Origin of the sequence: Nodosilinea sp. P-1105 (assembly GCF_012911975.1) — a bacterium.
GTDB lineage: Bacteria > Cyanobacteriota > Cyanobacteriia > Phormidesmidales > Phormidesmidaceae > Nodosilinea.
Map to the genome: position 1 here is coordinate 39,087 of NZ_SMDQ01000013.1, position 26,077 is coordinate 65,163.

Annotated in this window: 22 protein-coding genes; 12 read left to right on the forward strand and 10 right to left on the reverse strand. The window is 53.5% G+C overall.

Going from position 1 to position 26,077, the window contains the following annotated elements:
• Positions 1 to 338 precede the first annotated feature (338 nt).
• Both E1H13_RS08170 and E1H13_RS08175 read right to left on the reverse strand, forming a co-directional pair.
• Positions 339 to 1,706, reverse strand: a complete 1,368-nt coding sequence (locus tag E1H13_RS08170; protein ID WP_169612918.1) for an SAM-dependent methyltransferase — start codon at positions 1,704 to 1,706, stop codon at positions 339 to 341.
• Positions 1,707 to 2,012: 306 nt separating this feature from the next.
• Positions 2,013 to 2,687 (reverse strand): hypothetical protein, encoded by a 675-nt coding sequence (locus tag E1H13_RS08175; RefSeq protein ID WP_169612919.1) that lies wholly within the window; start codon positions 2,685 to 2,687, stop codon positions 2,013 to 2,015.
• Positions 2,688 to 3,385: 698 nt separating this feature from the next.
• On the opposite strand from E1H13_RS08175, the gene E1H13_RS08180 reads away from it, so the two are divergent.
• Both E1H13_RS08180 and msrB read left to right on the forward strand, forming a co-directional pair.
• Positions 3,386 to 4,678 (forward strand): ATP-binding protein, encoded by a 1,293-nt coding sequence (locus E1H13_RS08180; protein WP_169612920.1) that lies wholly within the window; start codon positions 3,386 to 3,388, stop codon positions 4,676 to 4,678.
• Positions 4,679 to 4,836: 158 nt separating this feature from the next.
• Positions 4,837 to 5,352, forward strand: a complete 516-nt coding sequence (gene msrB, locus E1H13_RS08185) for a peptide-methionine (R)-S-oxide reductase MsrB (protein WP_206070222.1) — start codon at positions 4,837 to 4,839, stop codon at positions 5,350 to 5,352.
• Positions 5,353 to 5,415: 63 nt separating this feature from the next.
• Here the strand turns inward: msrB and E1H13_RS08190 are convergent, their stop codons facing one another.
• Both E1H13_RS08190 and E1H13_RS08195 read right to left on the reverse strand, forming a co-directional pair.
• Positions 5,416 to 6,981, reverse strand: coding sequence for a D-Ala-D-Ala carboxypeptidase family metallohydrolase (locus tag E1H13_RS08190; RefSeq protein ID WP_169612921.1), 1,566 nt, complete (start codon positions 6,979 to 6,981; stop codon positions 5,416 to 5,418).
• A gap of 418 nt (positions 6,982 to 7,399) precedes the next feature.
• A complete protein-coding gene (locus E1H13_RS08195; RefSeq protein WP_169612922.1) occupies positions 7,400 to 8,143 on the reverse strand; it encodes a cation diffusion facilitator family transporter in 744 nt (247 codons plus the stop codon).
• A gap of 372 nt (positions 8,144 to 8,515) precedes the next feature.
• On the opposite strand from E1H13_RS08195, the gene E1H13_RS08200 reads away from it, so the two are divergent.
• The gene (locus E1H13_RS08200; RefSeq protein WP_169612923.1) at positions 8,516 to 9,238 is read left to right on the forward strand and encodes a histidine phosphatase family protein; all 723 of its coding nucleotides are present in this window, start codon (positions 8,516 to 8,518) and stop codon (positions 9,236 to 9,238) included.
• Here E1H13_RS08200 and E1H13_RS08205 read toward each other — a convergent pair.
• Positions 9,235 to 10,233, reverse strand: coding sequence for an energy transducer TonB (locus tag E1H13_RS08205; RefSeq protein WP_206070224.1), 999 nt, complete (start codon positions 10,231 to 10,233; stop codon positions 9,235 to 9,237). The genes E1H13_RS08200 and E1H13_RS08205 overlap by 4 nt on opposite strands.
• Before the next feature lie 352 nt (positions 10,234 to 10,585).
• On the opposite strand from E1H13_RS08205, the gene E1H13_RS08210 reads away from it, so the two are divergent.
• Together E1H13_RS08210 and E1H13_RS08215 are read left to right on the forward strand one after the other, a co-directional pair.
• The gene (locus tag E1H13_RS08210) at positions 10,586 to 11,194 is read left to right on the forward strand and encodes a GNAT family N-acetyltransferase (RefSeq protein WP_206070226.1); all 609 of its coding nucleotides are present in this window, start codon (positions 10,586 to 10,588) and stop codon (positions 11,192 to 11,194) included.
• 251 nt (positions 11,195 to 11,445) lie between these two features.
• Entirely contained in the window at positions 11,446 to 12,021 is a 576-nt protein-coding gene (locus tag E1H13_RS08215; RefSeq protein ID WP_240966537.1) for a hypothetical protein, read from the forward strand.
• Between the two features lie 131 nt (positions 12,022 to 12,152).
• On the opposite strand, the gene E1H13_RS08220 is transcribed toward E1H13_RS08215, so the two are convergent.
• Positions 12,153 to 13,277, reverse strand: coding sequence for a histidinol-phosphate transaminase (locus E1H13_RS08220; RefSeq protein WP_169612926.1), 1,125 nt, complete (start codon positions 13,275 to 13,277; stop codon positions 12,153 to 12,155).
• A gap of 267 nt (positions 13,278 to 13,544) precedes the next feature.
• Here E1H13_RS08220 and E1H13_RS08225 point away from each other — a divergent pair, with 267 nt between their 5' ends.
• The 6 genes from E1H13_RS08225 (at position 13,545) to E1H13_RS08250 (ending at position 20,805) form a co-directional block, all read left to right on the forward strand.
• Positions 13,545 to 15,590, forward strand: a complete 2,046-nt coding sequence (locus tag E1H13_RS08225; protein WP_169612927.1) for an AarF/ABC1/UbiB kinase family protein — start codon at positions 13,545 to 13,547, stop codon at positions 15,588 to 15,590.
• Positions 15,591 to 15,767: 177 nt separating this feature from the next.
• Positions 15,768 to 16,340 carry a zf-TFIIB domain-containing protein gene (locus E1H13_RS08230; RefSeq protein ID WP_169612928.1) on the forward strand — a complete coding sequence of 191 codons (573 nt, stop codon included), beginning with the start codon at positions 15,768 to 15,770 and terminating at the stop codon, positions 16,338 to 16,340.
• Positions 16,341 to 16,343: 3 nt separating this feature from the next.
• Positions 16,344 to 17,990 (forward strand): ABC transporter ATP-binding protein, encoded by a 1,647-nt coding sequence (locus E1H13_RS08235; protein WP_169612929.1) that lies wholly within the window; start codon positions 16,344 to 16,346, stop codon positions 17,988 to 17,990.
• Between the two features lie 165 nt (positions 17,991 to 18,155).
• Positions 18,156 to 18,662: a DUF4168 domain-containing protein gene (locus E1H13_RS08240; protein ID WP_169612930.1), complete on the forward strand. Its 507-nt coding sequence runs from the start codon at positions 18,156 to 18,158 to the stop codon at positions 18,660 to 18,662.
• Between the two features lie 431 nt (positions 18,663 to 19,093).
• Entirely contained in the window at positions 19,094 to 19,777 is a 684-nt protein-coding gene (locus E1H13_RS08245) for a type 1 glutamine amidotransferase domain-containing protein (RefSeq protein WP_169612931.1), read from the forward strand.
• Between the two features lie 104 nt (positions 19,778 to 19,881).
• Positions 19,882 to 20,805 (forward strand): CHAD domain-containing protein, encoded by a 924-nt coding sequence (locus tag E1H13_RS08250; protein WP_169612932.1) that lies wholly within the window; start codon positions 19,882 to 19,884, stop codon positions 20,803 to 20,805.
• 21 nt (positions 20,806 to 20,826) lie between these two features.
• Here E1H13_RS08250 and E1H13_RS08255 read toward each other — a convergent pair whose 3' ends face one another.
• A complete protein-coding gene (locus E1H13_RS08255) occupies positions 20,827 to 20,973 on the reverse strand; it encodes a hypothetical protein (protein WP_169612933.1) in 147 nt (48 codons plus the stop codon).
• A 76-nt stretch (positions 20,974 to 21,049) separates the two neighbouring features.
• A complete protein-coding gene (locus E1H13_RS08260; RefSeq protein ID WP_169612934.1) occupies positions 21,050 to 23,002 on the reverse strand; it encodes an FAD-dependent oxidoreductase in 1,953 nt (650 codons plus the stop codon).
• A gap of 214 nt (positions 23,003 to 23,216) precedes the next feature.
• On the opposite strand from E1H13_RS08260, the gene E1H13_RS08265 reads away from it, so the two are divergent.
• A complete protein-coding gene (locus tag E1H13_RS08265) occupies positions 23,217 to 23,990 on the forward strand; it encodes an ABC transporter permease (RefSeq protein WP_169612935.1) in 774 nt (257 codons plus the stop codon).
• 194 nt (positions 23,991 to 24,184) lie between these two features.
• On the opposite strand, the gene E1H13_RS08270 is transcribed toward E1H13_RS08265, so the two are convergent.
• Positions 24,185 to 24,598 (reverse strand): DUF4058 family protein, encoded by a 414-nt coding sequence (locus E1H13_RS08270; RefSeq protein WP_169612936.1) that lies wholly within the window; start codon positions 24,596 to 24,598, stop codon positions 24,185 to 24,187.
• Between the two features lie 453 nt (positions 24,599 to 25,051).
• Positions 25,052 to 26,065 carry an endonuclease/exonuclease/phosphatase family protein gene (locus E1H13_RS08275; protein WP_169612937.1) on the reverse strand — a complete coding sequence of 338 codons (1,014 nt, stop codon included), beginning with the start codon at positions 26,063 to 26,065 and terminating at the stop codon, positions 25,052 to 25,054.
• Between the last annotated feature and the right edge of the window lie 12 nt (positions 26,066 to 26,077).

The window sequence follows — 26,077 nt, forward strand, 5'->3', positions numbered from 1 at the left end:
GTATTTTGCAATGGAAGATGAAGGAGCCACCGCTCTCTTAAGGAAATAATCAGATCATCAACTTCAAACTTTGCGAAATATCACAAAGTTTATGGGATTTTGATTTTATACCTGTCTGTTGTTTAGGTTACAACTACAAGAAAAGATACATTTATGGCTGTTAATCTTGGTTTGAATGAACATCTCGCCAGAAATAGCAAGGTCAACGTTAGAACTTGCTATATCCATAGCGGAACCTGCATACACCATAGGTCCCCATGCCGTATGCAGTCATATACAAGAGCTACCTCCAAAGCGACTGCTAAGTCACTTTGGAGACACAACTAATCATCCCTAAATCACTCTTGTTTCTGAAGTTGAAAAAAGTTGTAAAATTTATAAGTTTGATCTGACGAATCAGAGAGATAGGTGTTTGAAGGGGTAGACTTACACACACGATATCCTAAGTCTTGGAAAAAATCATGTGGATTATCTAAACCAAAAATAAAGGGTTCTCCTAATTTATCCATGCCTTCTAAAAACTTGATGATGTCATTTTGCTTCGTACGTCGCTCAACAATAATATTGTCCACAATATCAACCCACAATTTACTATGTAAATTACCCATCAAATTCTGGATCGAACGCAAAATTTTGCAGTTTGATGCTTCATCAAAGTACATTGACGCACCTTCTAAGATGAAGAGAGTTTCTTGATTCACCTTAAACTCACTCTCAAGCAATTGGACACTTAAATCGTCCAACTCTAGATTAAGCTCAACTGGTATCCGATCAACCAGAGGTAAGTTGTCAAAGCTAGCAATTATTTTTTCCCGCTCTACGAGCATGTGAGGCAAATCGATTTCAAAAACTCGTATATTACGATTCTTGAAAAGGCGAAAAGGTCGAAAGTCAAAACCTACTCCAACAAAGACGACCTGACTAAGGGTTTTCCACTGTTCAATCAAGTCATCAATATCTTTCGTTCTTGCCGCGATCATAGGCTGAAGCTGAGGCAGGTTCTTTGTAAATCGTTCAGCCAGCAACTTGCCATGGACACTTGCTGCTACAGAGGAATAGGGATCGTGATAGAGAGGATTTTTACGAGCTATTTCCATCCCCCGGAGTGCAGCAATTAGCCTAGCAGATGCCTTAATGCTGTGGCTAAAAATAGCATTCAATTTTGATTCTGATGATTGTGGTCGTAGCTTTTTTGATTGCCTAAGAAAGTAGGTCATAGTGCCAACAGCAATCTGCCCATCATCGCCTTCAAGTTGAATTTCAACTCTTTCGACAACTATTTTACCTTCTTCATAGCGGCGACGAATCAAGTCAACCCGTGATGCGGGAATTTGCGCAGTAACAGTCAGATCACCAGCGCTAGGGACCTTGTAATTCATATCAATGCTGACCAGCCAAAGGGCAATCGGGTTATCAGTTGAGTTTGGATGAACTCCAGTAATAGGGATTCCCCGAATCAATGATGCTAACGCTAATCCACCCGTATAATCAGCCGCTAGGGCAATCAGTGCAGCTTGGTGTGTACCATGTTGATTGGTTGATTCATAGTTCAAAGGTAGAACTGTCTTGGCATAGCCTTCGTCCACATCAATAACCTGCCAGTTCACATAGCCCAGGACTGGTACAGCTTCACGCAAAAGTGTTGTCATCAACTTGGGGTTCATGCGATTTTGATAATCTTCATCCCAAGAAATCATCGAACTCATGATTCAGTTAACTTATTTAGAAACATATCAGACTAAATCTAGTCCTAAAACCAGGTCCAAGTCTAGGCCTAGATTTCTGTCTGTGGGAAAATCCCAAATCTAGAGCTGGACTTGATATAGCTAAGAACCAATAATCGTTTTAAAAAAATAGGTGCTAAATTCAAAACTTTTAAAGTTTGTTTTAAATCTAAACCAGATCCAAGTCCAGACCTGGAGTTCTGCCTGTGGGAAAACTCCAGATCCCGAGCTGGACTTGGTATAGCACCTAAGTTCTATTAAAAAAACAACACTTAAAAAGTATTGCGCTCAACCAATGCCGACTTGTTCATTGCGCAAGCCAACAATTCGAGTTCTATTTCTCTTTTGTCTTGCATCCCACTCTATCCGAGCCATAAGATAAGCAAAACAAGTTCCTTTAGATATAGAGATTGTAGTTTTAACTGATGTTGATCCAGTACCATCTAAGCTGGCCTGAATATCATCTTGCCCACCGGATATACTGAGATTTGAACTAGTACTAAGTTGATTAGACAACGAAGCCTCCATAACCACAAAAATTTGATGTACGATTCGGGCTGAATTTCCCCAGTCAATCAGCGATCGCAGTTTTTGAGGTGAGTTATTCGCGGCCTGCATCATCCTATTGTTTAAAACACTTAGCTTCACCAATTTCAATTCTCCCGATCGCATACGATCAAAGGCTACACCACCGGAAAGCTTAACGGGCACACCTTTAATAATGGCATCAATTGAAGTGTTAAAGTCACCTTTTGAAGTTCTGCTAAAGTCAATATCTAGCTCTGCACCCTGAATTACGTCAATTCTGCGAGGAGGAATTCTATCTTCCACATCAAGATAGTTTCGCTTACCAATGGGAGTTCGCTTTCTGCCAATACTGCCAATAACAACATCTTCGGCGTGAGCCCTAAAGTATGAAACCCGATTAACGATAAGACGATTTTTTCTGACTACAGCCACCATGTCTAATATCCTCTTTAGATGAAGTTCTATCGCAGCTCCTTATGTCAGCAATTAGTTATAGTTAAAAAACTAACAGATAACCAAATATTGCTGTGTCTAAGACTTGCTGCTCATAGGGCTATTTAACAGCTGAAATACTTATTAAGCAATTGATTTTTGCGATCTTAAGTAGAAATTTTAGAGACTTTATGAGCTACTCACGTAAAGTCTATAAATTTTCTAAAGTGTGAATTCAAGCATCAGAAACTAGAAGCCAGCTTCCTCCTGAGATCTAACGCAGGTCCCTTACCTTAATGCAGGGTATGAGTTATGGCAGTTTTGCCCATCAACCAGGGTTACGAAGCATTCAGGCACTTGAGAAATGCGTCTTACGATCTGCGGGAATTGGTTCAGTTCAGGGCGCGAATAGCCTGAATGGTTGCCTGTGTGAGGTGATTTCCCGACATTATCCGTGATTTTCCGTAAAATGACTATTTTTTGATGAAGCTTTCCATAAGCTCACTCATGTTGCCCTTTAGATCCATAGAAGCCGACCCATGTCCCATTCTCGTCCACGACGTCGAAAGGTAGCTATTCTCACCCCAACCGGTTTTCAGAAGCTCCAGGAAGCAACGTCCCAGCTAGACTGCTGGAACCCCTGTACTAAGTCTTGCACCTTAGAGAAACTAAGCGAATACACAGGTCTATCGACCCACACCTTGAGTAAAGTTCATGCCAGGCAAGCTGGGGTCGACTTAAGAACCTTAACCCGGTACTTTAACGCTTTTAATCTGACCCTGGATGCCAATGACTACTGCTTGTTCCCCGTGACGGACATTTCTCTTTTAGAGAATGGACCATCAAAGCAGATGAAATTTTCTCTATCCACCGCCTCCCAAACAAAAATCTTGCCTCACTCAAACCCCATTGTCAGCTGGGGAATGGCACCAGATGTGTCAGAGTTTTGTGGGCGTACTGCAGAATTGGCCACGTTGAAGCAATGGGTATTAGACCAGCGTTGTCGAGTTGTTGCCCTGTTTGGTATTGGCGGTGTTGGCAAAACCTGGCTAGCAACCCGGCTAAGCGAACAACTCCAGCAGGACTTTGCAACGGTGGTTTGGCGCAGCCTGAGACCGATCGCCCGTACGGATGCCCTGATCCCATTCTCAATCTTTCTCGACGACCTGCTCGAACATCTACTTCCTCAACCCCAATCAACCGTTCCAGAAACCGTTATCGGCAAAATCAGACAACTTATGGACGTGCTGCGATCGCGTCCCTGCTTGCTAGTACTGGATAATATTGAGTCTATTCTGCCCGACTCTCGCTCTAGTTCAGCAGCAGAACCCTATCTTGAAAACGAGCCTTTGACTGATTGCGGCGCTGATGCGTATGAAGCCTACGTCGAATTCCTCAGACAGTTGGGACAAGGGCGGCATCAGAGTTGCATTATTTTAACGAGTCGAGTGCAGCCCAGGTGGTTACAGTTTCATGCTGGGGCTAGTGGCAAGACCCAGGCCCTAAACGTTCCAGGGCTGACCCCAGACGATATTCAACACCTACTGAAGACCAGAGGCCATTTTCAAGGGACTCAGGCAGACTGGCAGCAGTTAGTCAGCTACTACGATGGCAATCCTTTGATATTAGGGTTTGTAGGAGACATGATTCAGCGTTTTTTTGGTGGCAGCATAACCGCCTTCTTGAATCAAGAAGTACGCTTTTTTGCCAGGGTGAACGAATTATTAGATCAACAGTTGCGGATACTGCCAACCTCACTTCAGACGGTTATGGATGTGTTGGCAACCCAAGATGCCCCGTTGCCGCTATCAGATTTGCGATCGCATCTAAATTATCTTCCCAGCGCCAGGTTGATAGAAACCATCACCTCATTGCAATCAAGGGCACTAGTTAGTACGGATGACTCTGAACTACTCTTGAAACCATTGATGAAAAACTATATTAAAACTCAAAGCCGTTCTACCACACCAGTCCCATATTCTTGCTCACGTTAATCCTCAAGTTTGGGCCACCAGCCAGAGTCCCAGGTGCGGGAATCAAACGGGGGATAAGACGACGATGCTGAGGATACGTTAACTTAAGTAAAGGGAAGCCCTTGGTCTTCCCAGGGCGATCGCCCCCATTTGTTCCATAGACTTGTGGGAATTTATCCATGAAACGACGCAGGTTACTGGAAGCGGGTACTGCCGTGATTGGCAGCGCCTGGGTGTTCAGCACCCTCACCAATCAGACTGACCCTAGTGAACAAGAGATTATGACCACTACCAACGAACAATTTACCGTCAACAAAACTGAGCAAGAATGGCGTGAAGCATTAACCCCAGAGCAGTTTCGGGTGCTGCGCCAACATGGCACTGAGCGGGCTGGTACCAGTCCCCTGGACAAAGTTTATGAAGCCGGGGTCTATAAGTGTGCCGGTTGCGGTACTCCCCTGTTCACCGCCGACACCAAGTTCAACAGCGGTACCGGCTGGCCTAGCTTTTATGCTCCCATCGAGGGGGCGATCGCAACTAAAACCGATCGAACCTTCTTCATGACCCGCACCGAAGTGCACTGCGCCACCTGTGGCGGCCACCTGGGCCATGTTTTCCCTGATGGTCCTAAACCCACTGGTCAGCGTTACTGCATGAATGGGGTAGCCCTAGAGTTTGTCCCCGCCGAAACTTAGGGTGCCGGGTATCGGGTGCCGGGTTTAAACCTTGACCTAAAACCTGACACCTGACACCCATCGCTAATACCCATAACTCCAGCGAGCCCGATAGCCCCGCACATCAATGTGGGTAAATACCGAAGAACTGGCCAGTCCTCCCCGACTACCCCACCAAGGGTTTAAGCGAGCATAAACATCAAAGTTGCTGACCCCAGGGATTACAAAGTCAACGGCATCTCCTGTTAGGTGGCGCGATCGCGAGGCGCCACCCACGGCTCGATTAGTCGCAGGGTCACGGTACCAAGAATTGATCCGAATTGGCCGATTGCCATACATGCTACGAATTTCCTGCATCACCTCCGCCACTTTGAGAATGTTGTAAATCACATTGGCATTGGCTGGTCGTCGATAACGACCGTTATTGCGATTTACATGTAGAGCCTCTGCCCAAGTAAAATTGAGCCCAGTTTTAATCGGATTGTTAGAAAAGTAAGTGCCGGTAAACCCAGGGAAGGTTAGAGCAACACCCCGATCAATCGGAGTCGCGGCCTGGCTGACTGTAGCTGGTGCGGCTGGGGTACTGTCCTCAGGTCGGTTGCCAATTTCAGTGCCAGAAATTTGGATATCGGGCACAAAAGCGTACCAAGTGGTTAGATTTTTAGGCCCTAAAAATGCCCCCTGTAACGCCACCCGAACGTGATTTTTCTCGGGCTGCGCATAGGAGTTAAGCAGAAAAACTGTCCCCTTTTTAACCAAAACCTTATCAGCATCTGGCAACTGGCTCGATTGAACCGGTTCAACCTTAAAGATTGTGTCCCCTACCACCTCTAATGTTTGACGGTTTCCATCGACCTTAACGTCAGGGTTAAAGACATACCAGGTGCGTTTCTGGTCCTCCCCTAGGGTGGCGTCGGCCAGTTCAACCTCTAGATGATCGCCAGCAGCAGGGGTGAAAGATAGCAACGTATGCTGGGTGCCATTTTTTACCGGCACTTTTTGATCATCTGCAAGCTGCGACGACATCTTCGGCTCAGCCTTGAACAGGGTATCGTTAACAGTGGTTAGCTTGACCCCGGTCAAGACTTCAATGTCAGGGGCAAAGACAAACCAACTACGATTGGTTTTGTCGCCCAGGGTGGCATTTAAAAGTTCGATTCGCCAATGATTTTTGCCGACATCGACGTAATACTGAATGTCCAAGACCGTGCCATTGGTCACCAGCACTTTTTCCGCATCACTCAGTTGGTCAGATAGCTTGGGCTGAAGTTTAAAGTAAGTCGTGGTTGCAACCTTAACCTTTAGCCCTTCCCGTTCGTCGGCATTCTCATCACTGTCAACAGCAGGGGGCTCCGGATCCTCCTGGTGATCGGTGGGAGCAACCACAGGAGCGGCCTCTTCCTGTTTGGTTTCCGGTGATGCCGACCCTGAACTTCCACCAAACTGCTGTGGTTCCGGTGCTTCAAGCCCCACTGAGACCGTCATGGCCCTGGGAAAATCGGAACGCATGAACCACTGACGCATCCCTTCTACGTTAAGCACCTGCTCTTGGGGATTGGTGCTAGACGGTCGTTTTTGAATACGGGAAATCCAGGTGTTACCCCGCATTAGGTAAAAGGCTTCGTCTGTTTCCTTAACCCAGGTGCCCATGGCTATGCCTCACGTTAACGAATGAACGAGCGACCCAGTTGCTCCAGAAAAGCCGCCCTAGCTATGAATATAGAATCGAATCGGTAATATGACGCAGGTTTGTTGGCTTGATCGCAAATTTTGTAGCACTCGTGCTGCTTAGCCGAAGTGTGACAACCGTTTCAGAGGGTCTCAGGTGGCAGGTGACAGGTGACTGGGGTTAGGAATGGCAGCCCTGTCAAGTTTTAGGGGGCTATCCTTCAGATTGGCCCCGAGCCAAGGACTAGAAGTCCAAGGCTCAAAGCCGAAATCCTCTGAAGAGGATTATGGGCCATCTGGCGCAGTCTGCTTTAGCAGACTTTCGCTATGAGCCAGGGAGTTCACTCCCTAGTGGTTGTGGCTTATGCTTGTTCCCAGTTTTCCCAGGGGAATAGGGGGGCTACTGCGCCGCAGTTGATCTGGTCACCAGCACTTGCAAGTCCCCCTGCCCCACTTCTAGAAATCCCAGGGCTGCCAGGTCATCCTGCGAGGGCTGCCCCAGATGCTGCCAACTGCGATAGATAAACGGCACCGCCCGACTGCCAATCAGTAGGGCAATGCCCAGGCTAATCGCCCCATCTACCCATCCACAGTGGAAAATGGCCACGGCCAATGCGCCGACAATCACCCCAATCGAGCTGATCAAGTCCGCCAGGGTATGCAAAAAAGCCCCATGCAGATTGATGTCGTTTTGTCGGTCGGCATGAAGCAGCCAGACCCCCAAGCCATTCACCCCTAGCCCCAACAGGGCTGTTACGACCATGGGTTGGCTAACCAAGGTCATGGGTGGAGCTGTCAGGTGGTGCCAGGCTTCCCAGGCTAGCATCACCGCAATCAGCAGCAGAATTACACCGTTGACCAAGGCGGCCAGTCGATCATAATGGCCCCAGCGACGGCCTCGACGCAGCAGAGACAGTCGAGTTAGCCAACTACCGCTTAAGGCCAAGGCGATCGCCCCAGCATCGGTCAACATATGGCCAGCGTCAGATTGCAAAGCCAGACTATGGCTGTGATGCCCCACCAGCCACTCCACCAGGGCAAACCCCAGCACTAGGGCCAAAAATAACCCCAACCGTTGCCGGGTCTGGGGATTCAGTACCGGGTTACATAGGGGAGATGGGCAAGAACTCAGTGGAGAAACCATAAACTCATGGAATAGGACAGGTTGGGCCTAAAGTACTTGGTATTTTGGCATGGTTTTTAGCAGATGCACGCCTGAATAGACAGTTTGCGGATAGGCTGGGGAATAAAGGCAGAAGGCAGAAAGCAGAAGGCAGAAAGCAGAAGGCAGAAGCAGAAAGGGGATCCTGCTCTAAGGAACGTGGATCTTTTAAGGTGCAATGCTTGTAGGTCAGGCAAGATGCCTGACCGTGGACAGCCGGGACGGCTATCCCACGTTATTTTTCGCAATCCTAAGCTTTCGTAGTGTGGGCAATGCCCACCACTCGGTAGAAAGTTTCCTAGATGTGATCTTAATGTACCCAGGTTTTGCTAACACCCTAAACAGACGTGGGCGATGGTTCCCCTAAAACTATTGCTAATTCGCCATGGCCAGTCCCAGGGCAATGTGGATGGACGCCTGGAAGGGTGGCACTCAACCCCCCTGACGATCCTGGGACAGCAGCAGGCTATCGCCCTGGGGCAGCGGCTAGCCAAAATAGACTGGGATCCTACTCACATGTATTGCAGCCCGCTGCTCCGGGCAACAGCGACCCTAGCCGGCCTGCTGACTGGTTTTGCGGGTCAGTCGCAGGTGATGCCAGTGCCTCTACCCAACCGCATTCCGCTGCGCCAGGGCTCTGTGCCGATCCAATTACGAGAAGACCTGAAAGAGCTGAATCAGGGTATCTTTAATGGCCTCACCTGGGCTGAAGCCCAAACCATAGCTCCCGATCTTTGCCACCACCTGGAAACCTGTCTGGACTGGCACCCCATTCCCCAGGCGGAAACCCCAGTACAGGGAGCCAGGCGAGCCCAACAATTTGTTGATCACCTGTTAGGCCAACATCGCAACGGCGATCGCGTTTGGGTGATCAGCCACCATGGCCTTCTGCAGCAGATGATTGCGGCTCTGATGGGCTGCGATCGCCCCTGGGGGTTAGCCATAGACCACACGGCGCTGTTTGAGTTCTGGCTGGACCGCGACCGTTGGTACGATCCTGGCGCCAACCGGTTTAACACAGCCCTGTGGCAAATTAAACGTTGGAATGACAGCCACCATCTGAGTCAGCTGGACTAAAACGGCATCTGCACCTGGGTTTCCAGCACATAATCCGTAGAGGGTAGGGGGGTGCCGCCGACGGAGGCGGGCTCCACCTGTAGAGCCTGGCGCACCACACAGCTCACTAACTCATCCAGGGCTGAGTTACCACTACTTTGCACCACCGTTGTATAGGAAATTTCTCCGCTAGCCTCCACCCGAATACGTAAATTCACCTGACCAGAGGTTAGGGCTGAGCTGTCCCCAGCGGCCTGACACCCCGCAGGTAGCGGGTCTAGGGAAATCCTGGTCGTCCCAGTCAGGCGAGGTGGCGAATCAGGAATATCCCTCGCCTGTTGTTCTTGAACAATTCTTAGGGCTTGCAGTTGGCCCCCGGTTTCGCTGGCCCCACCACCAGGGGCAGACGGCCGGGGCGGAGCAGGGGACGGCGTTGTTGGCGGAGACGAGACCGGCGGCGGCGAGTCTACCGGAGGACGGGGGGCAGGGGCCTCTGATGTGGCCCCTGTAGGGGGTGCCGGAGAAGGCTCAGCCGGGAGCGTCGGAGTTACTGGAGGACGGGGGGCCACCTCTGGGGCTGGGGTCGCAGGGGGCGGATCCACCGGAGCCGGAGTCGCAGGGGAAGAGGAGGCTGGTGGCGATGGGGCGGTTGGCAGTGAGGATGCCACCTCTGGCGGCGGTTCCACTGGATTTGGAGGGGCGGGGTCTGCGGCAGACTCAGGGGGCGGGGTCACCGCCGGTTCTGATTCGGCACCTGAGGTATTCCTGGGGGTCAGATCTGGAGGTATTGGATCCACCTCCCCTGAATAGGCTGCCGGTTCTGAATCAGGGGCCAGGGTTAACAGCTGGATGGGGGGCGAGGTAGCCAACTCATCGACTGCGGATCGCGTTTCCAACACTGGGCGTAGTAAGGCCAGGGCTGTGCCATGGACCAACAGAGAGGCGATCGCCGCCAGGGGCCAAAGCAGTTTTGGATCGCGGTACTGGCTAACGGTGGTCAGAAAGGAAATATGCATACCCTGGTGCAGAAAGGCAGAAGGCAATAGAGTTATGCTTGTGTACAGTGCCCATTCCTCAACAGCTGATGGGCACTGGCAAGGCCCTTTGCCCATCCTACATCAAGGGAAAATCTTTCCTAGCGATCACCTAAGTCGGCGAACCAGCCCTGACACCTTTAGCAACGGTAGCCATAGTTTTGCCAGGCAGTACTCAGTGCTACGGAACGATAGACTGAAAGGGCGATCGCGTTAGTACCCTTCATATCCTAATGAATTGCTAAGCAGGCGTGGGCAGAATTAACCCCAGAACTGGGCACAACTCTTAGCAGACAGGGTATAGTTTCTTCAAGGACATGTATCGTGCTGACTGATGGCTTCCTTCGAACCTCGTCTATCCTTTCCATTGGCAGCCGATTCCCTTGGCGCCAGCCTGGCTACCGAACCCAGCTCGAATCCCCTAATTCGGCCGGCTGCGCCACAGGATGTGACGCAGCTAACTCACCTGCTAGCTACTAGCTTTTATGCGGACTGTGGCTGGAAGCGGTTGATCTTTCCGGTGCTAAAGCTTGGCATTCAGGAGGATCTGAAGCAGCGGTTGACCTACACCAAACCTAACTATGCTTGCCTGGCGGCCTATAGTGCCGCCGAGGGAGTAGTCGCTGGCACCGTAGAGATCTCCCAGCGCCAGTCTTGGCCGTGGCAAGGATTACCCAGCTCCTATGGGTATCTGTCTAACTTAGCTGTGGATCGTACCTTTCGCCGCCAGGGCATTGCCAAAGCCCTGCTGGCCCACTGCGATCGCCTTGCTCAACATTGGTCAGTGGCGGACTTGTATCTGCATGTGATGGAAGATAACCTGCAAGCCCGTCGCCTCTATCAATTTGCTGGGTTTCGCTTGTGCCGGGTTGAGGAAAGTCCAGCCACTTGGTTCGGACTGCAGGCCCGTCGGATGTTACTGCATAAGGCGATCGCCCTCTAACTGTTATCGCACCATAACAAATTCAAAAAGTTTTCCTGAAAATCAGCAGACTTTATGAAAACCTTAAAGTCATAGCGAGTAAATTCATTCGTTCTTTAGCAGCTCCTCAAGCTTTCGCGGGAAAGTTATAGGGACCTACTGTTTTAGAATAGAGGTTCAAAAAACCCTCTAAACTTAGCTTAGAGCTTTGGATAAACTCTAACGTTGACGGGACGGTGACGAACCAATGTTGTCATTGTGAATGAGCAGGGATGAGCCCATATTTTGAGCAAAACTTGGTAGGCCAATGGCATGGCAGTTCCCTAATCCCCCATGGCAGCTATTCAGCTCGTCCAGGCCATCCTAACTATCCTCACCAAGGTATTTCCCTGGAACCCTCTCTGCTATCTGGGGGAGCGTCAGGTCTTGATGATGACGACATTCTGGCCAAGACTCGGGGCAATGAGCTGTGGGTGGTCAACAGTCGTCGCCGCAATGGCCTGATTATTCACAAAGAGTTTTATACCGAATTTGCCGGTCCTGGTGCTGCCATTGGCGGTGGCCTCGATCAGGACTGTCGTGGGGTGATTTCCTTAGGAAATCTGTCGTTGATTTCGCCTAGCTCGGCCGAAGCACAGCAAAAGGCTCTGCGAATTCGGTTGCAGTGGATCCGCTTAACCCAAAATTTCACAGATAAGCCGGTGCCCATTGACCGAGCCCGCATGATCTTAGAGCAGTTTAAAAGCTACTTTGACCAGACCATAGTTGATCAGGTCCCCGATGAGGCCTTTGCCCTACTGGTTGGCGTATTGCCCTATACGGTTCGCCACGCTAGGGCTCTGGTATGAGCATCACGGTCGAGCTCTAGTGGCCAGTCAATCTGATACTGACGGGATTTTTGACCTGGGGTTCACGGTATACGACTGGCCGTGAGCCGTAAGCCCTTTTATCAGCCGATCATTTTTAATTTGACAGACCACTAATTTGGTACCTGACGCAAATGGGCCAGCGTACGTTGGTTTTCGGCTGGGCTGCCCACCGTAATCCTGAGGCCACCGCCAGTGTGACGAATTAATGTACCCTGGGCTTTCAATGCTTGGAAATAGTGGGCTAGAGCCGCTTCCATGGGCATCTGGGACGGGTGGGGGCGAGCGTAAATAAAGTTGGCCACACTCGGCCACACCCGCAATGCCGTCTGCTGCGTAATGCCCTGCATTAACCCGTCCCGCTGGGCCTGGATTTCGGGAATCACCGCCAGCAGTTCCTGGCGGTGGGCCAGCGCCAGGGAAGCGGCGGCCTGGGTGGTGCTGGGCAGGTTATAGGGCAACCGTACTTTTTCGAGGGCCGCAATTAACTCCGGGTTGGCCACGGCATAGCCAACCCGATAGGCAGCGAGGCGAAAGGCTTTTGAAAAGGTGCGCAGTACCACCCAGTTGGGGCGGCTTAGCCCATCAGTCACGGTGGTCTGCTGGCTGAACTCGAAATACGCTTCGTCCACCACCACCAAAATGTGGTCGGGCAGCTGCCGTAGCCAAGCCAGCTCGGCCTCGGTCAGGCCATTACCGGTGGGGGAATTGGGGTGCACCATAAACACCGCTCGCACTGGCACTCCCTGGGGATGCTCAATCGCCTGCTGAGCCGCATCCAAATCTGTGGCAAAGCTGTCATCGTGTCGCCCCACAGTGACCACCGGGATGCCCAAGGTACGGGCTAAGATGCCGTACATAGAAAATGTGGGATTGGCGACCAGTACTGCCCCTTCGCCTCCAACACAGGTGGCAATCAATAAGGAGCGAATCAATTCATCAGACCCATTGCCCACAGATATGTGATCGGCGGTTAACCCATGGGTAATGGCTTCACTGACATAGGCGGCGATCGCGTCCTTCAGGGCTCCATGACCACCATCAGGGTAGCGGTTAGCCGCAATATCCTGCTGGGCCATCCAGGCCAGTTTCTCCTTTAGCGCCTGGGGTAAATCGTAAGGGCACTCGTTGGTGTCCAGAGGATCTAAATAGGCTGGGGTGATCGCATCAGCAGCCCCAGGGTGAGGGGTATAGGCCGCCAGTTGAACCACATCAGACCGCAGGAAAGGCAAGGGCATGGGGGGAGGGGGGAAGGGGTTGACTTGATTATTATTGCAGAGGGAGGGGGGGAGTGATGGGTGGATGGGTGGATGGGTGGATTTTGGATTTTGGATTTTGGATTTTGGATTCTCCTTTTTCGTTTTTCGTTCTTCAACAACCCTGAAGACAGGTACGGAAGTCTGCCCTGGGTAAAATCGGCAACCCCGTTACAATAGTTTACGGGAATGTAATTTGGTTTAATGACTGTGACTGTCCGTCTGCCCCTAACCTCCTCTGAGCGTGCTATGGCTGATAATTTGACCCAAAATTCGACTCAGCCGTCCGGCCATGCCGTAGATGCCGCTGCAATTACGGTGACGGGGGAGGTGCTGACGGAGCCAGCGACCGCATCTTCCCATGCCGCTGTCAGCCAGGCCACGACGGGATTGCCCCAAAAACCCCAAGACCCTTTTGAAGAGTTTGCCTACGACCCAGAGGCGATCGCCACCTACTATGGTCGGCGTCCCTTTCTGGTGGCGACCCGGTTTGTGGCCATTTTGCTGCCCTTGATCAGCTTCTATGTGCGGCTGTGGCTAGACCGGCAACGGGGTAGAAGTGCCCAAAACGAGCAACTGCGAGCAGTGCAACTGCGAGAGATGCTGACTAACCTGGGACCAGCCTATATCAAAATTGGTCAGGCCCTGTCGACCCGGCCAGATCTGGTGCCTCCTTTATTTTTAGACGAACTGACCCAACTGCAAGATCAGCTTCCCCCCTTCGCCAACGACATTGCCTTTCGCTTCATTGAAGAAGAGTTGGGTGCCCCACCCCACGAGGTTTACGCCGAGTTATCGGCCGATCCGGTAGCTGCCGCCTCCCTGGGCCAGGTCTATAAGGGCAAACTTAAAACCGGTGAAGCGGTGGCCGTGAAAGTGCAACGGCCTGGCCTAGCCAAGCGCATTACCCTCGATCTATTTATTCTGCGCCAGTTAGCCAAGTTTGCCACTTACCGCATCGACCAAATTCGCAGCGACCTGGTCGCCATCATGGACGAATTTGGTGAGCGCATCTTTGAAGAGATGGACTACACCCACGAGGGGCAAAACGCTCAACGCTTTGCAAAACTCTATGGTCACATTCCAGATATTTATGTGCCCCATATTTATCCCCAGTACACGGCCCGCCGGGTACTGACCATGGAGTGGATTGAGGGCACTAAGCTGACTAACATTGACTCCCTCGACCGCCAGGGGATTGACGCCACCCACCTGATCGATGTGGGGGTGCAGTGTTCCCTACGCCAGCTGCTAGAGCACGGCTTTTTCCACGCCGACCCCCACCCCGGTAACCTGTTGGCCATGGCCGATGGCAAGTTGGCTTATCTAGACTTTGGCATGATGAGCGAGGTCAAGCCCTACCAGCGCTACGGTTTGATTGAAGCGGTAGTGCATATGGTAAATCGCGACTTTGAGGGGCTGGCCAATGACTATATCAAGCTTGAGTTTCTCACCCCCGATACTGATCTCAGCCCGATTATCCCGGCTCTGGCGGAGGTCTTCAACAATGCCCTGGGGGCCAGCGTGGCGGAATTGAACTTCAAAAGTATCACGGACGAATTTTCGGCCTTGATGTATGAGTATCCTTTCCGGGTACCCGCCTACTATGCCCTGATCATTCGCTCCCTGGTGACCCTAGAGGGCATTGCCATCAACGTAGACCCTGAGTTTAAGGTGCTGAGCAAAGCCTATCCCTATGTGGCTAAGCGCCTACTCACCGATTCCTCTCCCCAATTGCGATCATCCTTACAGGATTTATTGTTTAAGGACGGCAGCTTTCGCTGGAACCGGCTAGAAAATCTGCTGCGCAACGCTAAGGATAGCGATGACTACGATATGGATCAGGTGCTAGACCAAACCCTGGAGTTTTTGTTTTCGGAACGAGGGTCGTTTTTGCGCGATCGCATCGTCACCGAACTGGTCAATGGCTTAGACCACCTGGGCCAAACCACCCTGCAGAACCTGACCACCTCCGTACAACGACGATTGGGCCTAAAGCCAGCGGCACCCGCGACAGAGACGGCAACCAATGGCAACGATGACCTGGCCCACTTAATGCGGATTCTGGACATTCTCAAAGACACCCAGGGGTTTGACCCCGCCCAGGTGGCGACTCGCATTCCGGCGATTTTATTTAAGCCTGAAACCCAAGCCATGGGGCAGCAGGTGATGTCGGGGTTAGCCCAGCGAGGCCTGGCCCGGCTAATTCGCAACCTACTGATCGCCGAAGCAGCCCCTAACCTAAATGGTGGTAGCCCCCAGTTGACCCCGGCCCCATCTAAGGCCATAACTTGAGCTGGTAGTTTAGGCCCACCAATATCAAGTCTGTGATCGGCCGTTGCCGCTATACAATGCCGCTATACAATGAGAAGCGCTAGACCGCCGATCAGTCTCAAGGGTTGAGCCAATCTAGCTCTCGATGACCTTGGGGGGCAAACAGCGGCTGGCAGCAAACGGTTGGGAGAAAACGCCTTGTATCAGTGCCCCAAAGAAGGCAATGTCGACCTTCAAGATAGTCAGTTGGCCCCAGGATTAGCCGCCCATGCTTGCCCCAGTTGTGGTGGCAATTGGATTCCACCAGAAGCCTATGTGACCTGGCAACAGCCGCAGGTTGACCCAGATCAACCCATCCAGGTGTCACTGTTGCCCCTGTCCTTGCAGACACCGTTTCAACCCGCTCCCCTTGATAACCGAGCTGCCCTCTGCCCCGACTGTCGCAGCTATTTAGTGCGGGGGCGAATCACGATTCAGCAAGGGGCCTTTTATGTGGAGCGCTGCCCTAACTGTAAAGGGATCTGGTGCGATGCCGGGGAATGGGAAATTTTGCAGCAGTTGGGGTTAGATACCCATATTGACTATATCTTTTCTGCCGATTGGCAAGCCCAGGTGCGAGAGCTAGAACACACAGAACGGGAAAAACAAGCCACCCTCGATAAATTAGGCCCAGAGATTGCCCATCGCATCTTTGAATTGGCTGATCTGCTGGAGCAGCACCCCAATGGTGATTTTGGGGTCGCTTATTTAATGCGTCGATTTGAACAGTAGACAATGGCCAACCCCCTGGATACAGTCGCGCCGCTCCTGGCGGTAGAAAACTTTTCAGTCCTCTATACAGGCCAAGCTATTCCGGCCGTGGAGCAGGTGTCCCTGACCTTAGAGCCTGGGGAAAAGCTGGGTCTAGTGGGGGAGTCCGGCTGCGGCAAATCAACCCTAGGGCGGGCGATGCTGCGGCTGCTGCCGCCGTCAACCACCCTACAGGGGCGGGTGTGGTTTAACGGTGCGTCAGTGCTCGACTTTAGTCCCCGACGGCTGCGCCAGTTTCGGGGGGAGGCGGTGGCCCTGGTCTTTCAAGACCCCATGACCCGACTGAATCCGCTAATGACCATCGGGGAGCACTGCATCGAGACCCTGCGAGCCCACCGGCCTGGGCTATCTCGGGCGGTGGCTAAGGAACGGGCAGTGGCCGTACTGGAAACGGTCAATATTCCTGCCAGTCGTTTGACGCAGTATCCCCATGAATTTAGTGGTGGCATGCGCCAGCGGGTGGCGATCGCCCTGGCGATGATTTTAGAGCCCCAGCTGATTGTGGCAGATGAACCCACCACCAGTCTGGATGTGACGGTGTCAGCCCAAATTTTAGATGAACTCACCCGCCTGTGCGACCAGTTGGGCACAACCCTGGTGCTGATCTCCCATGACCTGCCGTTGGTGGCCGAGTACTGCGATCGCGTTGCCGTGATGTACCAAGGGCATATTGTAGAGACGGGGCCGGCCACCGCCGTATTACAGAACCCTGTGGATGTTTACACCCAATCATTGGTCGCCTCTGCTCGGCAAATGCAGCGGGCCACAGGGTTAGCCCACAGCGGGGCGATGGATACCCCAATTCTGAGGTTGCGGAATGTACAGCAGCACTACACCCTGGACACCAACCTGGTGGCTCGCTGGCTGGGGGGACAGACTGCCAGTCTAATTAAAGCCGTCGATGGGGTAGACCTTGCCATTTACCCAGGTGAGGTGGTGGGGCTGGTGGGAGAGTCGGGCTGCGGCAAAAGCACCCTGTCCCGCACAATTTTGCAGTTGGTTAAGCCTACTGCTGGCACAGTTGAATTTAACGGCACTGACCTGTCCCGCCTGTCCCGGCAGCAGATGCGCCCCCTGCGGCGGCACTTGCAGTTGGTGTTTCAAGACCCCCTCGCCTGCCTCAACCCAATGATGACGGTGGGCAAAAGTATTGCCGACCCCCTACTGATTCACGGTCTAGCCACCGTCACCGAGGCCGAAAAGCAAGCCCATGCCATGCTGGCCCGCGTCAGCCTCACCCCCAGTCAGGACTTTTTCCATCGTTTTCCTCGGGACTTGTCGGGGGGACAGCAGCAGCGGGTGGCGATCGCCCGGGCGTTGATTACCACCCCGCAGCTAGTGATCTGCGACGAGCCCGTCAGCATGCTGGATGCCACGGTGCAAACCCAGGTACTAGAGCTCATGCTGGCCCTAAAACAAGAATTCGACCTGACCTACCTGTTCATTACCCACGATCTGTGGGTGGCCCGGTTTATGTGCGATCGCATTGCGGTGATGGAAAAGGGCAAAATTGTTGAACTGGCCCCTACCCAAACCTTGTTTGAGTCCCCCCAACACCCTTACAGCCAGACATTGCTGCAGGCGGCACCGGTGCTAGCCCATTTCTCTTAGGCTGACAATTTGTAACGTCACATCATCGACACATGGACAACACATCGCTGTCGTAATCGCCCCATAGTCTATCCACCCAGGGCAAGAATCGTTAACATAGCGATCATTGCCTTACCGTGAACATGCCCTATCGGGATCACGGCTGATGATATAAGAGGACCCTGTATGAAACCCTCAACCCTTTTACGAGGCGTTTTGGCTGCAACTCTGGTGATTGCTGCCCCTGCGGCCGCAGTTGCCCAACAACCTGAGACAGCACCCCAGCCTGAGATGGCTCCCCAGCCTACTCCTGAACCTCAGGTGGAGTTGTCTCCTGCCCAGATAGATAGCTTCGTGAATGCCTACCAAGCCATTCAAATGATTCAGCAAGAGGTGCAAGCTGATCTGGTGGCCGCAGTGGAAGCTGAAGGGCTGTCGGTGGATGACTACAACGCGATCGCCGAGTCGCAGCAGTCCCCTGAAGCGGCCGCTGAAATCCCCGCCGAGCAAACTGAGCAATTTGCTGCTGCCGTCGAGCAGGTATCGACTATCCGGGCCAGCGCTCGGGATGATATGGAAGCGGCCATTCAGGCTCAAGACCTGACCATAGAGGAATTTGAGCAAATCTTGACCCAGGCCCAGCAAGACCCCGCCTTGCAGCAGGAAATCAATCAGCGCTTGGGTGGGCAGTAGCAGTTGTGGTGACGCGACCATAGCCTTTAGCCACCGAAACTAACCCCTTACCCCCGGCCCCTGCCGGGGGTTTAGTGTGTGACCAGCCCCATGGCAGCAAGATGGATTGGGACACCTGTTGTCCCCAGACGTTACGGATCTAGGGCATCGGTTCAGTGTGGCTAAAAACCCGGTTTCTTCGTCGCTGCGCCAAAGACATAATCTGCGGTATGGCTGAGAAACTGGGTTTCTGTACCGGCGTTCTAGAGTGTCCTCATCACCGTGGCATCTACACCCTAATTACCAATCCAGGGGGATGGCAGCAACGATGACCAACAGCGACAATGGGACTCAGTCATCTTGCTTGTTTCCCCAGCCGAATGCCTGCTGAGTGTTTGAAGCATCGGCAGACAAGCAGGATATGGCATTGCCCATTACGCCAAGGACAACCCGTGAACATATTGATGGTATTGACCTCCCACGACCAACTGGGAGACAGTGGTCAAAAAACCGGCTTTTGGCTGGAGGAATTTGCCGCTCCTTACTATGTCTTTAAGGATGCTGGGGCTACTCTCACCCTGGCCTCTCCCCAGGGCGGCCAGCCACCCCTAGACCCCAAAAGTAACGCGCCGGAAGCCCAGACTGAGGCTACCGAGCGGTTCCACCAAGACCCGGACGCCCAGGCCGCCTTGGCCAATACAGTCGTGCTGTCTGAGGTATCTGCCAATCACTACGATGCGGTGTTTTACCCAGGCGGCCATGGGCCGCTGTGGGATCTAGCCGAGGATGCCCGCTCCATTGCCTTAATTGAGGCGTTTTACCAGGCAGGGAAGCCCGTTGGTGCTGTCTGCCATGCCCCTGGGGTGCTGCGCCATGCCAAAGGCCCTGCTGGCCAACCCCTGGTCAAGGGTAAGGCGGTGACAGGCTTTGCTAACAGCGAGGAAGCCGCCGTGGGCTTAACCGAGGTGGTACCGTTTTTGGTGGAAGATGTGCTCACCCAAAACGGCGGCAATTATACTAAGGCAGAAGACTGGCAGACCCATGTCGCCTGTGACGGTAGCTTAATTACTGGGCAAAACCCGGCCTCCTCGGCGGCGGCGGCCAAGGCTGTGCTGCAACACCTGGAGGTGGGCTGAAGGTATTGGTCAGGTATATGACTGGTATGATTAGAGGTTTCGGGTTTCAGGTATTAGCATCCCCTCGAGGGGCAGGGGTGGGTTATTTAAGTTTTCTCTTCTCAATGGCCTATCGTTTTTTTCGTTACAGCACCGTTGATGCCGATGTTCAGCGCATTTTGAGCGAACAGCTCGAAAAAGCGATATATCAGCTCAGCGAAGCCTTTCCCATGGCTCCGGCGCGGGCCGTGCATAATGCCCGCAAACGCCTGAAGCGATCGCGGTCAGTGCTGCGGCTGGTGCGCAAGTCCATCGACAAAGCCACCTACCAGCGGGAAAAGTCCTTGCTGCGCGACCTGGGGCGAGTGCTGGCCCCGGCCCGCGATGCCGAAGCCTACCAAACCACCCTGGTCTCCCTGCTGGAGACCTACGACCTGACCCTAGATGCCGATGGCTTTACTGACCTGCAAATTAGCCTGGCCGACTTGCAACAGGAGAGGCTGCATCGCCTGACTCAGTCAGACAATACCATTGCAGCTATGGTTGGCGAGCTGAAGGGGAGTCGGGCTCGTCTCGCCCAACTTTCCCTACACAAGACGGGCTGGGAGGCTGTTGCCAAGAATGCCAAGCGACTATACCGCCAGGGCCAAACCCGCTATCAAACTGCCTATGACACGGGTAGCGATGAGGCTTTTCACGAATGGCGCAAGCGGGTCAAAGACCTGTGGCACGATACCCGCCTACTGCGGCAGCTGTGGCCCCCAGTGATGCAAGCTTTTGACGACGAGGCCCACCAACTGTCAAGGCTGTTGGGGGACCACAATGACTGTGCTGAACTCAAGCACTTTTTAGTCAACCCACCAGACGATGTGGTTATCAAGGATGTCCATACTCAGGTTTTGCTGCCACTGCTGACCCATCGCCAAGACAGACTCCAGCAACAGATACAGGGACTGGGTGAAAAACTCTACAGTGAAAAACCCGGCGCGTTTACCCGACGTCTAGCCAGCTATTGGCAGGTGTGGTCCCGAGAACCGGACGCCCTCTGAAGAGGTGGCTGAAGAAGTCACTTAAACATCGTCTGAGGCTGGCGATCGCAAGTATTTCGGTCGCCCTGCCGCGAAAACCAGATCAGCGCCATTGACGAGCCCTTCACCACAGACGGGGCACCGCCATTGCTGACGTTTTTCTCTGCTGGGCAGGGACGATAACGCCATTAGACCAAGGGTAGTTAATTTAGAAGGAGAAGCGACTGTTGTCTGGGACGAAAGCGTGCTTAGGCTTAGGTTATGCCTAAATCTTCAGCACTCCCTCGGGGTTGACGCTGAGAATCGGGCGGCGCTTCACCCCTTGCTGCTGCAAGATGGCATTGGCGGCCAACAACCCACTGCTGACGGCTCGTTCCATCAGGCCACAGGGAAAGGGCATCCGCACCCAGTCGCCTGCAAATAGTAGGTTGTCTGCCGCCGTGGTGGTTTGGGGTCGGTTAGCAAAGCTACCCGGTGGAAAACCGGCAAAGTTCTTTTGGTTAACCAACTGGCGATGTAGCACCGTGGCCCCTTTTAGCTCGGGCACAATCTCGTACAGTTCAGCTTCGAAGGTGCTGAGGATATCCGCCTGGGTAGGAAAGTCTTTTTCTTTATAGCAGTAGGCGTGTAGCTCGACCACGCTGCCGCCGGTACGTTCGGCCCAGGCAATGTAGTCGTCCTGGATGCGGTGGTACAGGGTAATGCTATCGGTGAGGCGGTAGCCCGAGAGGCTGGTGAACCAGCTGTGTTGCCAGTCGAAGTCGCGATCGAACCAGAAGCGGCCCACAGCAAAGGGATCGGCCACTTGCAGCTCGTCCACCTGGGCGGCCAAAGTGGGCTCGACGGTGCCTTCCGACAGGGCAAACAGAGCCTTGATGCCAGGGATGTCGGCGGCCATCACATAGTAGTCGGCTTTCAGGGGCATCGGTGGGTTGCCCTGATTGAGATTGGCCGCCACAAGCTGAAGGCGATCGCCCTCTCGCTTCAACACCTGATACTGGGTAAGATTGTCTTTTGCCGGCCCCGCCAGCACCTGGCCATTACTGGCATAGGCCGCACCGTGGCAAGGGCACAGGTAGCCCGCTTCGTTGGGTTCCACCTGCCGTTGCACACTACAGCCCTGGTGAGTGCAGGTCAGGGAAAGGGCCATGTCGGCACCGGGGGCCAGGGAATAGACCTGGTCGCCAGCCCCGAAGTACTCCATCTGTTCGGAACTGAGCAGAGGATTGCGATCTACCCAGAAGGGTACTGAATTATTCGCGACACTACCCTTTTGGTAGGTCACTCCGGCAATTTTATTATCTTGCCAATCCACTTGGCTGACGGTGACCCCCGTCAGCACCTGGCCACCGTTGGCCTCGATCGCCGCCACTAGAGGGTCCACCAGACAACGACCCATATCCTGGCAGGTGCCGTTGAAAGCTAGCCCCTCTGGATTGCCAAAAAAGTAAAAGTGGAAGAACTGCATCAACTCCCCAGCACTCAGCACATCGGGGGCATTTAAGCTGGACTTGGCAAAGGGCAAAAAGTACAAATCATAGAGCCCTCGGGGAAAGTCATCCCCCACCCACTCCTCTACAGAAAGTTGGTCCAACCGCTGGTAGCTCTGGGGGTTACGGAAGCCGGTAATCTCCCGAAACACCTGCAGGTGTTTGATATGGGTGAGGTTAATCCCCCACTCCAGCCGATTGGAGGAGGAAATGGCCAGATCCACAATGTTCCAAGGAAAGGCAGAGTTGCTGGGACGGAACACCTCTGGGGCGTAGTGCTCTTTGTAAACCAGGGAATAAAAGTCCAAAGACTTAAAGTTCTGGCTGATGTTCAGATCGTTGACCAGGCTAAATAGGTTGTAATACTGGGGGAAAAAGCCATGGAAGCCATGCTCCATCATGAAGGACTGGTCTCCCACTTGGATCGGCCAGCTGGCAATTTTGCCCCCGAGTTGGGGCGATCGCTCTAGCAGCGTTACCGCTACCCCCCGCTGACTGAGTTCGTAGGCGGCGGCCAACCCGGCCAGTCCACCGCCGATCACCACAGCGGTAGCCGGTTGTGACAGCCGGAAGGGTAGTTCCAGCCGGTCTTGCTGAAACACGGTGGGCTGGGGTTTGCTGAGGCGAGAGTAGCCCAGCAGGGCGGCTAGGCCCCCAATGCCAAATAGCTTGAGCACATGGCGACGGGCAAGGGTTTGGGCGAATAGCCCCTCTAAAGATTGACTCATTTAAGGTATACGGACAGTGCTTAGGTCAAACTCAACCTTAGGGAGAACCCTGAGGGTGTGAGAAGAGCGACTTCGGCATTACGGTATCACAGACTCCCGGCCAGAGGAGTGAGGTTCCAGCCTGTCGGCCAAAACAGCGGAATCCCCCCGTGAAACCCAATTAATGACTAAGTAAAGACTAGTATTAAGTTGCTTTTACAGTCTACTCATCCTGATGAAATACGTGCGAGAAACAATTTCGGTTGCTCAGCGAATTTTGGCCGAGCTGTGGCGACGCAGGCGTAGCCTGGTATTTTGGGCCATTTTTCCGACCCTGCTGCTGATCCTCAACAGTTTGATTCTGCAGGAACGGGCTCAAATTCCCCTGGAGGATGCCTATACCAATGCCTCGCCCCCCACCCTGGTCGGTGCCGCCCTGTTTTTTAGCTGCCTGGGGGGCAGCGTGGCTACGGTGGTGGCTGAGCGGGAGCAGCAAACTCTGAAGCGGTTGTTCCTATCGCCCCTGAGCGGAGTGTCATACTTTTTGGGGATTGTGTTGGCCTATGGGGTAATTGGGCTGGGGCAGACGGTGCTGCTATACGCGATCGCCTTTTCCCAAGGTGCGGTGATTGAAGGCTCAATTCTCGCCAGCCTGCTGATTGTGCTGCTCAGCATTGCCGCCTATGTGGGGGTGGGGTTTGTGCTGGGCACCCAATTTGCTCGCCGCACCGAAGATGTCAACGCCCTGGTGGCCGCCTTTGGGGTGCCATTGATGATTTTGGGCGGGGCGTTTTTGCCCACTGACTTTTTTCCCGAGTCGCTGCTTACCCTGACCCGGTTCAACCCGATCTACCACATGATCGAAGCCATGGGTGGCATTGCCGCCGACGGCAGCAGCCTAGCTGAAGTCAGCGGCAATGTGTGGTTTTTAGGGATATTTGCCCTGGTGATGGTGGCTGCGGGCTGGCTGTCCTACCGGCGGATGGTGCGGGTGGAGCGGCAGTTGTAGGGGAGTGTAGACGCGGAGCGGCTTCCCGCAGGGTAGGGGGGATGGGGGGATGGAGATGGGGAGGGTGGGGAAGGTGGGGAGGTTTTGGATTTTGGATTCGTAGCGTGGGTTAGGCGGTCGGGGTTGGGGCGATCGTCAGGTCACTCAAGGCTCGCCGTAACCCGCGTCTGGGGAGTTAACCTTAGTTAGCGATTTTACAGCAGCACCTGATTTACCCAGGCTTGCTCCTCTGCAGATAGGGCTGGTGGTGGCACAGGGGCTTGGTAATCTATCCGAATGCTGTATCCACTGCGCTCATAAATGCCGTTAACCAGTGGTTGCAAATCAACCATCACCTGCTCCCCCATTGCTTTTAGAGGCAGCGGAAATGCAGGGCTCGCCGGAGTAAACGGTCCTGGGGTAGACAACACAACGGCATCCGGAATCCTCACTAGTAATTCTTCATCGGCACTATCCATATAGGTGCGAGTCTCTACCGCCACGTAGTATTGCGGCAGTAAGCTGGGGGCAAGGGCATCGGCGATCGCCACAATCAGGCGGCTGTGAAACTCTGACCAAAAGATGGCCTGTTCTAAGTAAGGATCCATACCTGGAAAGGGAGATGCCATGGTGAGCCTGCAAACGGGGCTGCACCAATTTTAGCGGACGCTCCCATCCGGGCCCTCTGTCCGCCTATCCACGTTAACCATCCCCTGGCAGGGCGGACACACCAGTCCGTATCTGAAAAACGAAAAAGGAAAAGGGAAGAACGAAAATCCAAAATCCAAAATCCAAAATCTCCCCACCCTCTCCATTTCCTCGCCAGGGCGGACACACCGGTCCGCCCCTACGCCACCTTCTCCATCCTCTCTGCCTTCTCGCCGGTTCATTTCCTCGCCAGGGCGGACACACCGGTCCGCCCCTACGCCACCTTCTCCATCCTCTCTGCCTTCTCGCCGGTTCATTTCCTCGCCAGGGCGGACACACCGGTCCGCCCCTACGCCCTATCTATAACCTCCCCACCCATCACCCCATCACCCCATCCACCCATCACCCCATCACCCCATCACCCCATCCACCCATCACCCCATCCGCGGTCGCGCAGACGGCGCGCCGTCTAACTCAATCGTCGCCACGACCTGGCCGTGGTCTGACTGCCAGGGTTCGATGTTGTCTTCCAGCAGGGTTTGGTCAAACAGGTGGTCGTTGTACACCGATACGTAGGTGACCCGGCCAATGCGATCGCGGTTTTGGGCGGAAAATTCTTCGCTGACCATGATGTGGTCCAGGCTGTCGTAGTGGCCGTTGTGGATGTGGGTGTAATAGTGGTCGCCGTAGCCCAGGCGAGCCTGGATGTCTTTGGCCTGGTACAGTAGCACATCCCAGACGGGGGCTTTTTTGCGGTAGGGCCAGCATTCCCAGGGGGGTTGGCCGGCCACAATTTGAGTGGTAATGGCTGTGTGGTTGTCGTTAACGTCGCCCAGCACAATTACCGGGTAGGCGCGATCGCGCAATACCTCCATCAAAATGCAGCGCAGGGCGGTGGCTTCGGCAGCTCTGCGAATTAACGAACGGGCGTGACCCTTAGCAATTTCCACCGGGTCACTGCGATCGGCCCGGTCTGCCATCATTGGGCGTTTGGACTTCAGGTGGACCACAAACACCGTGCAGTGAATGGCCTCGGTCAGGGCCAGGTCCACCGCCAACACTGGGTGGGAAAAGCTATTGAGCTGAATTTCCGCCCCTTCTATATCGATCCGACTATCGGCAGGGAAGGCTTCGTAAATCCGCTGATCGAGCACTGGAAACCGGGTGGCTAGGGCTAGCCCCGGCCCCAGGCCAAAGCCTTCTGCCATCACAATTTCATGGCGTTGGTGGTAGTCACTGCGATGCAGGGCCTCCTTCAGGGCTCCCCGGTGAAAGACCTCCTGAAAGCCGATAATATCAACCTGCATGCGGTCCAGTTGTTGCCCGGTCCAGGTGAGCTTTTTCAGGTACTGCTCTTGGCTGTAGGTTTCTCCTTGGTAAAAGTCGCGCTCTGGTAGGGCCAGATTACGCAGGTTAAACGTGCCGACACGAAACTGGTTGCGCTCCATAAGGGGTCTAGA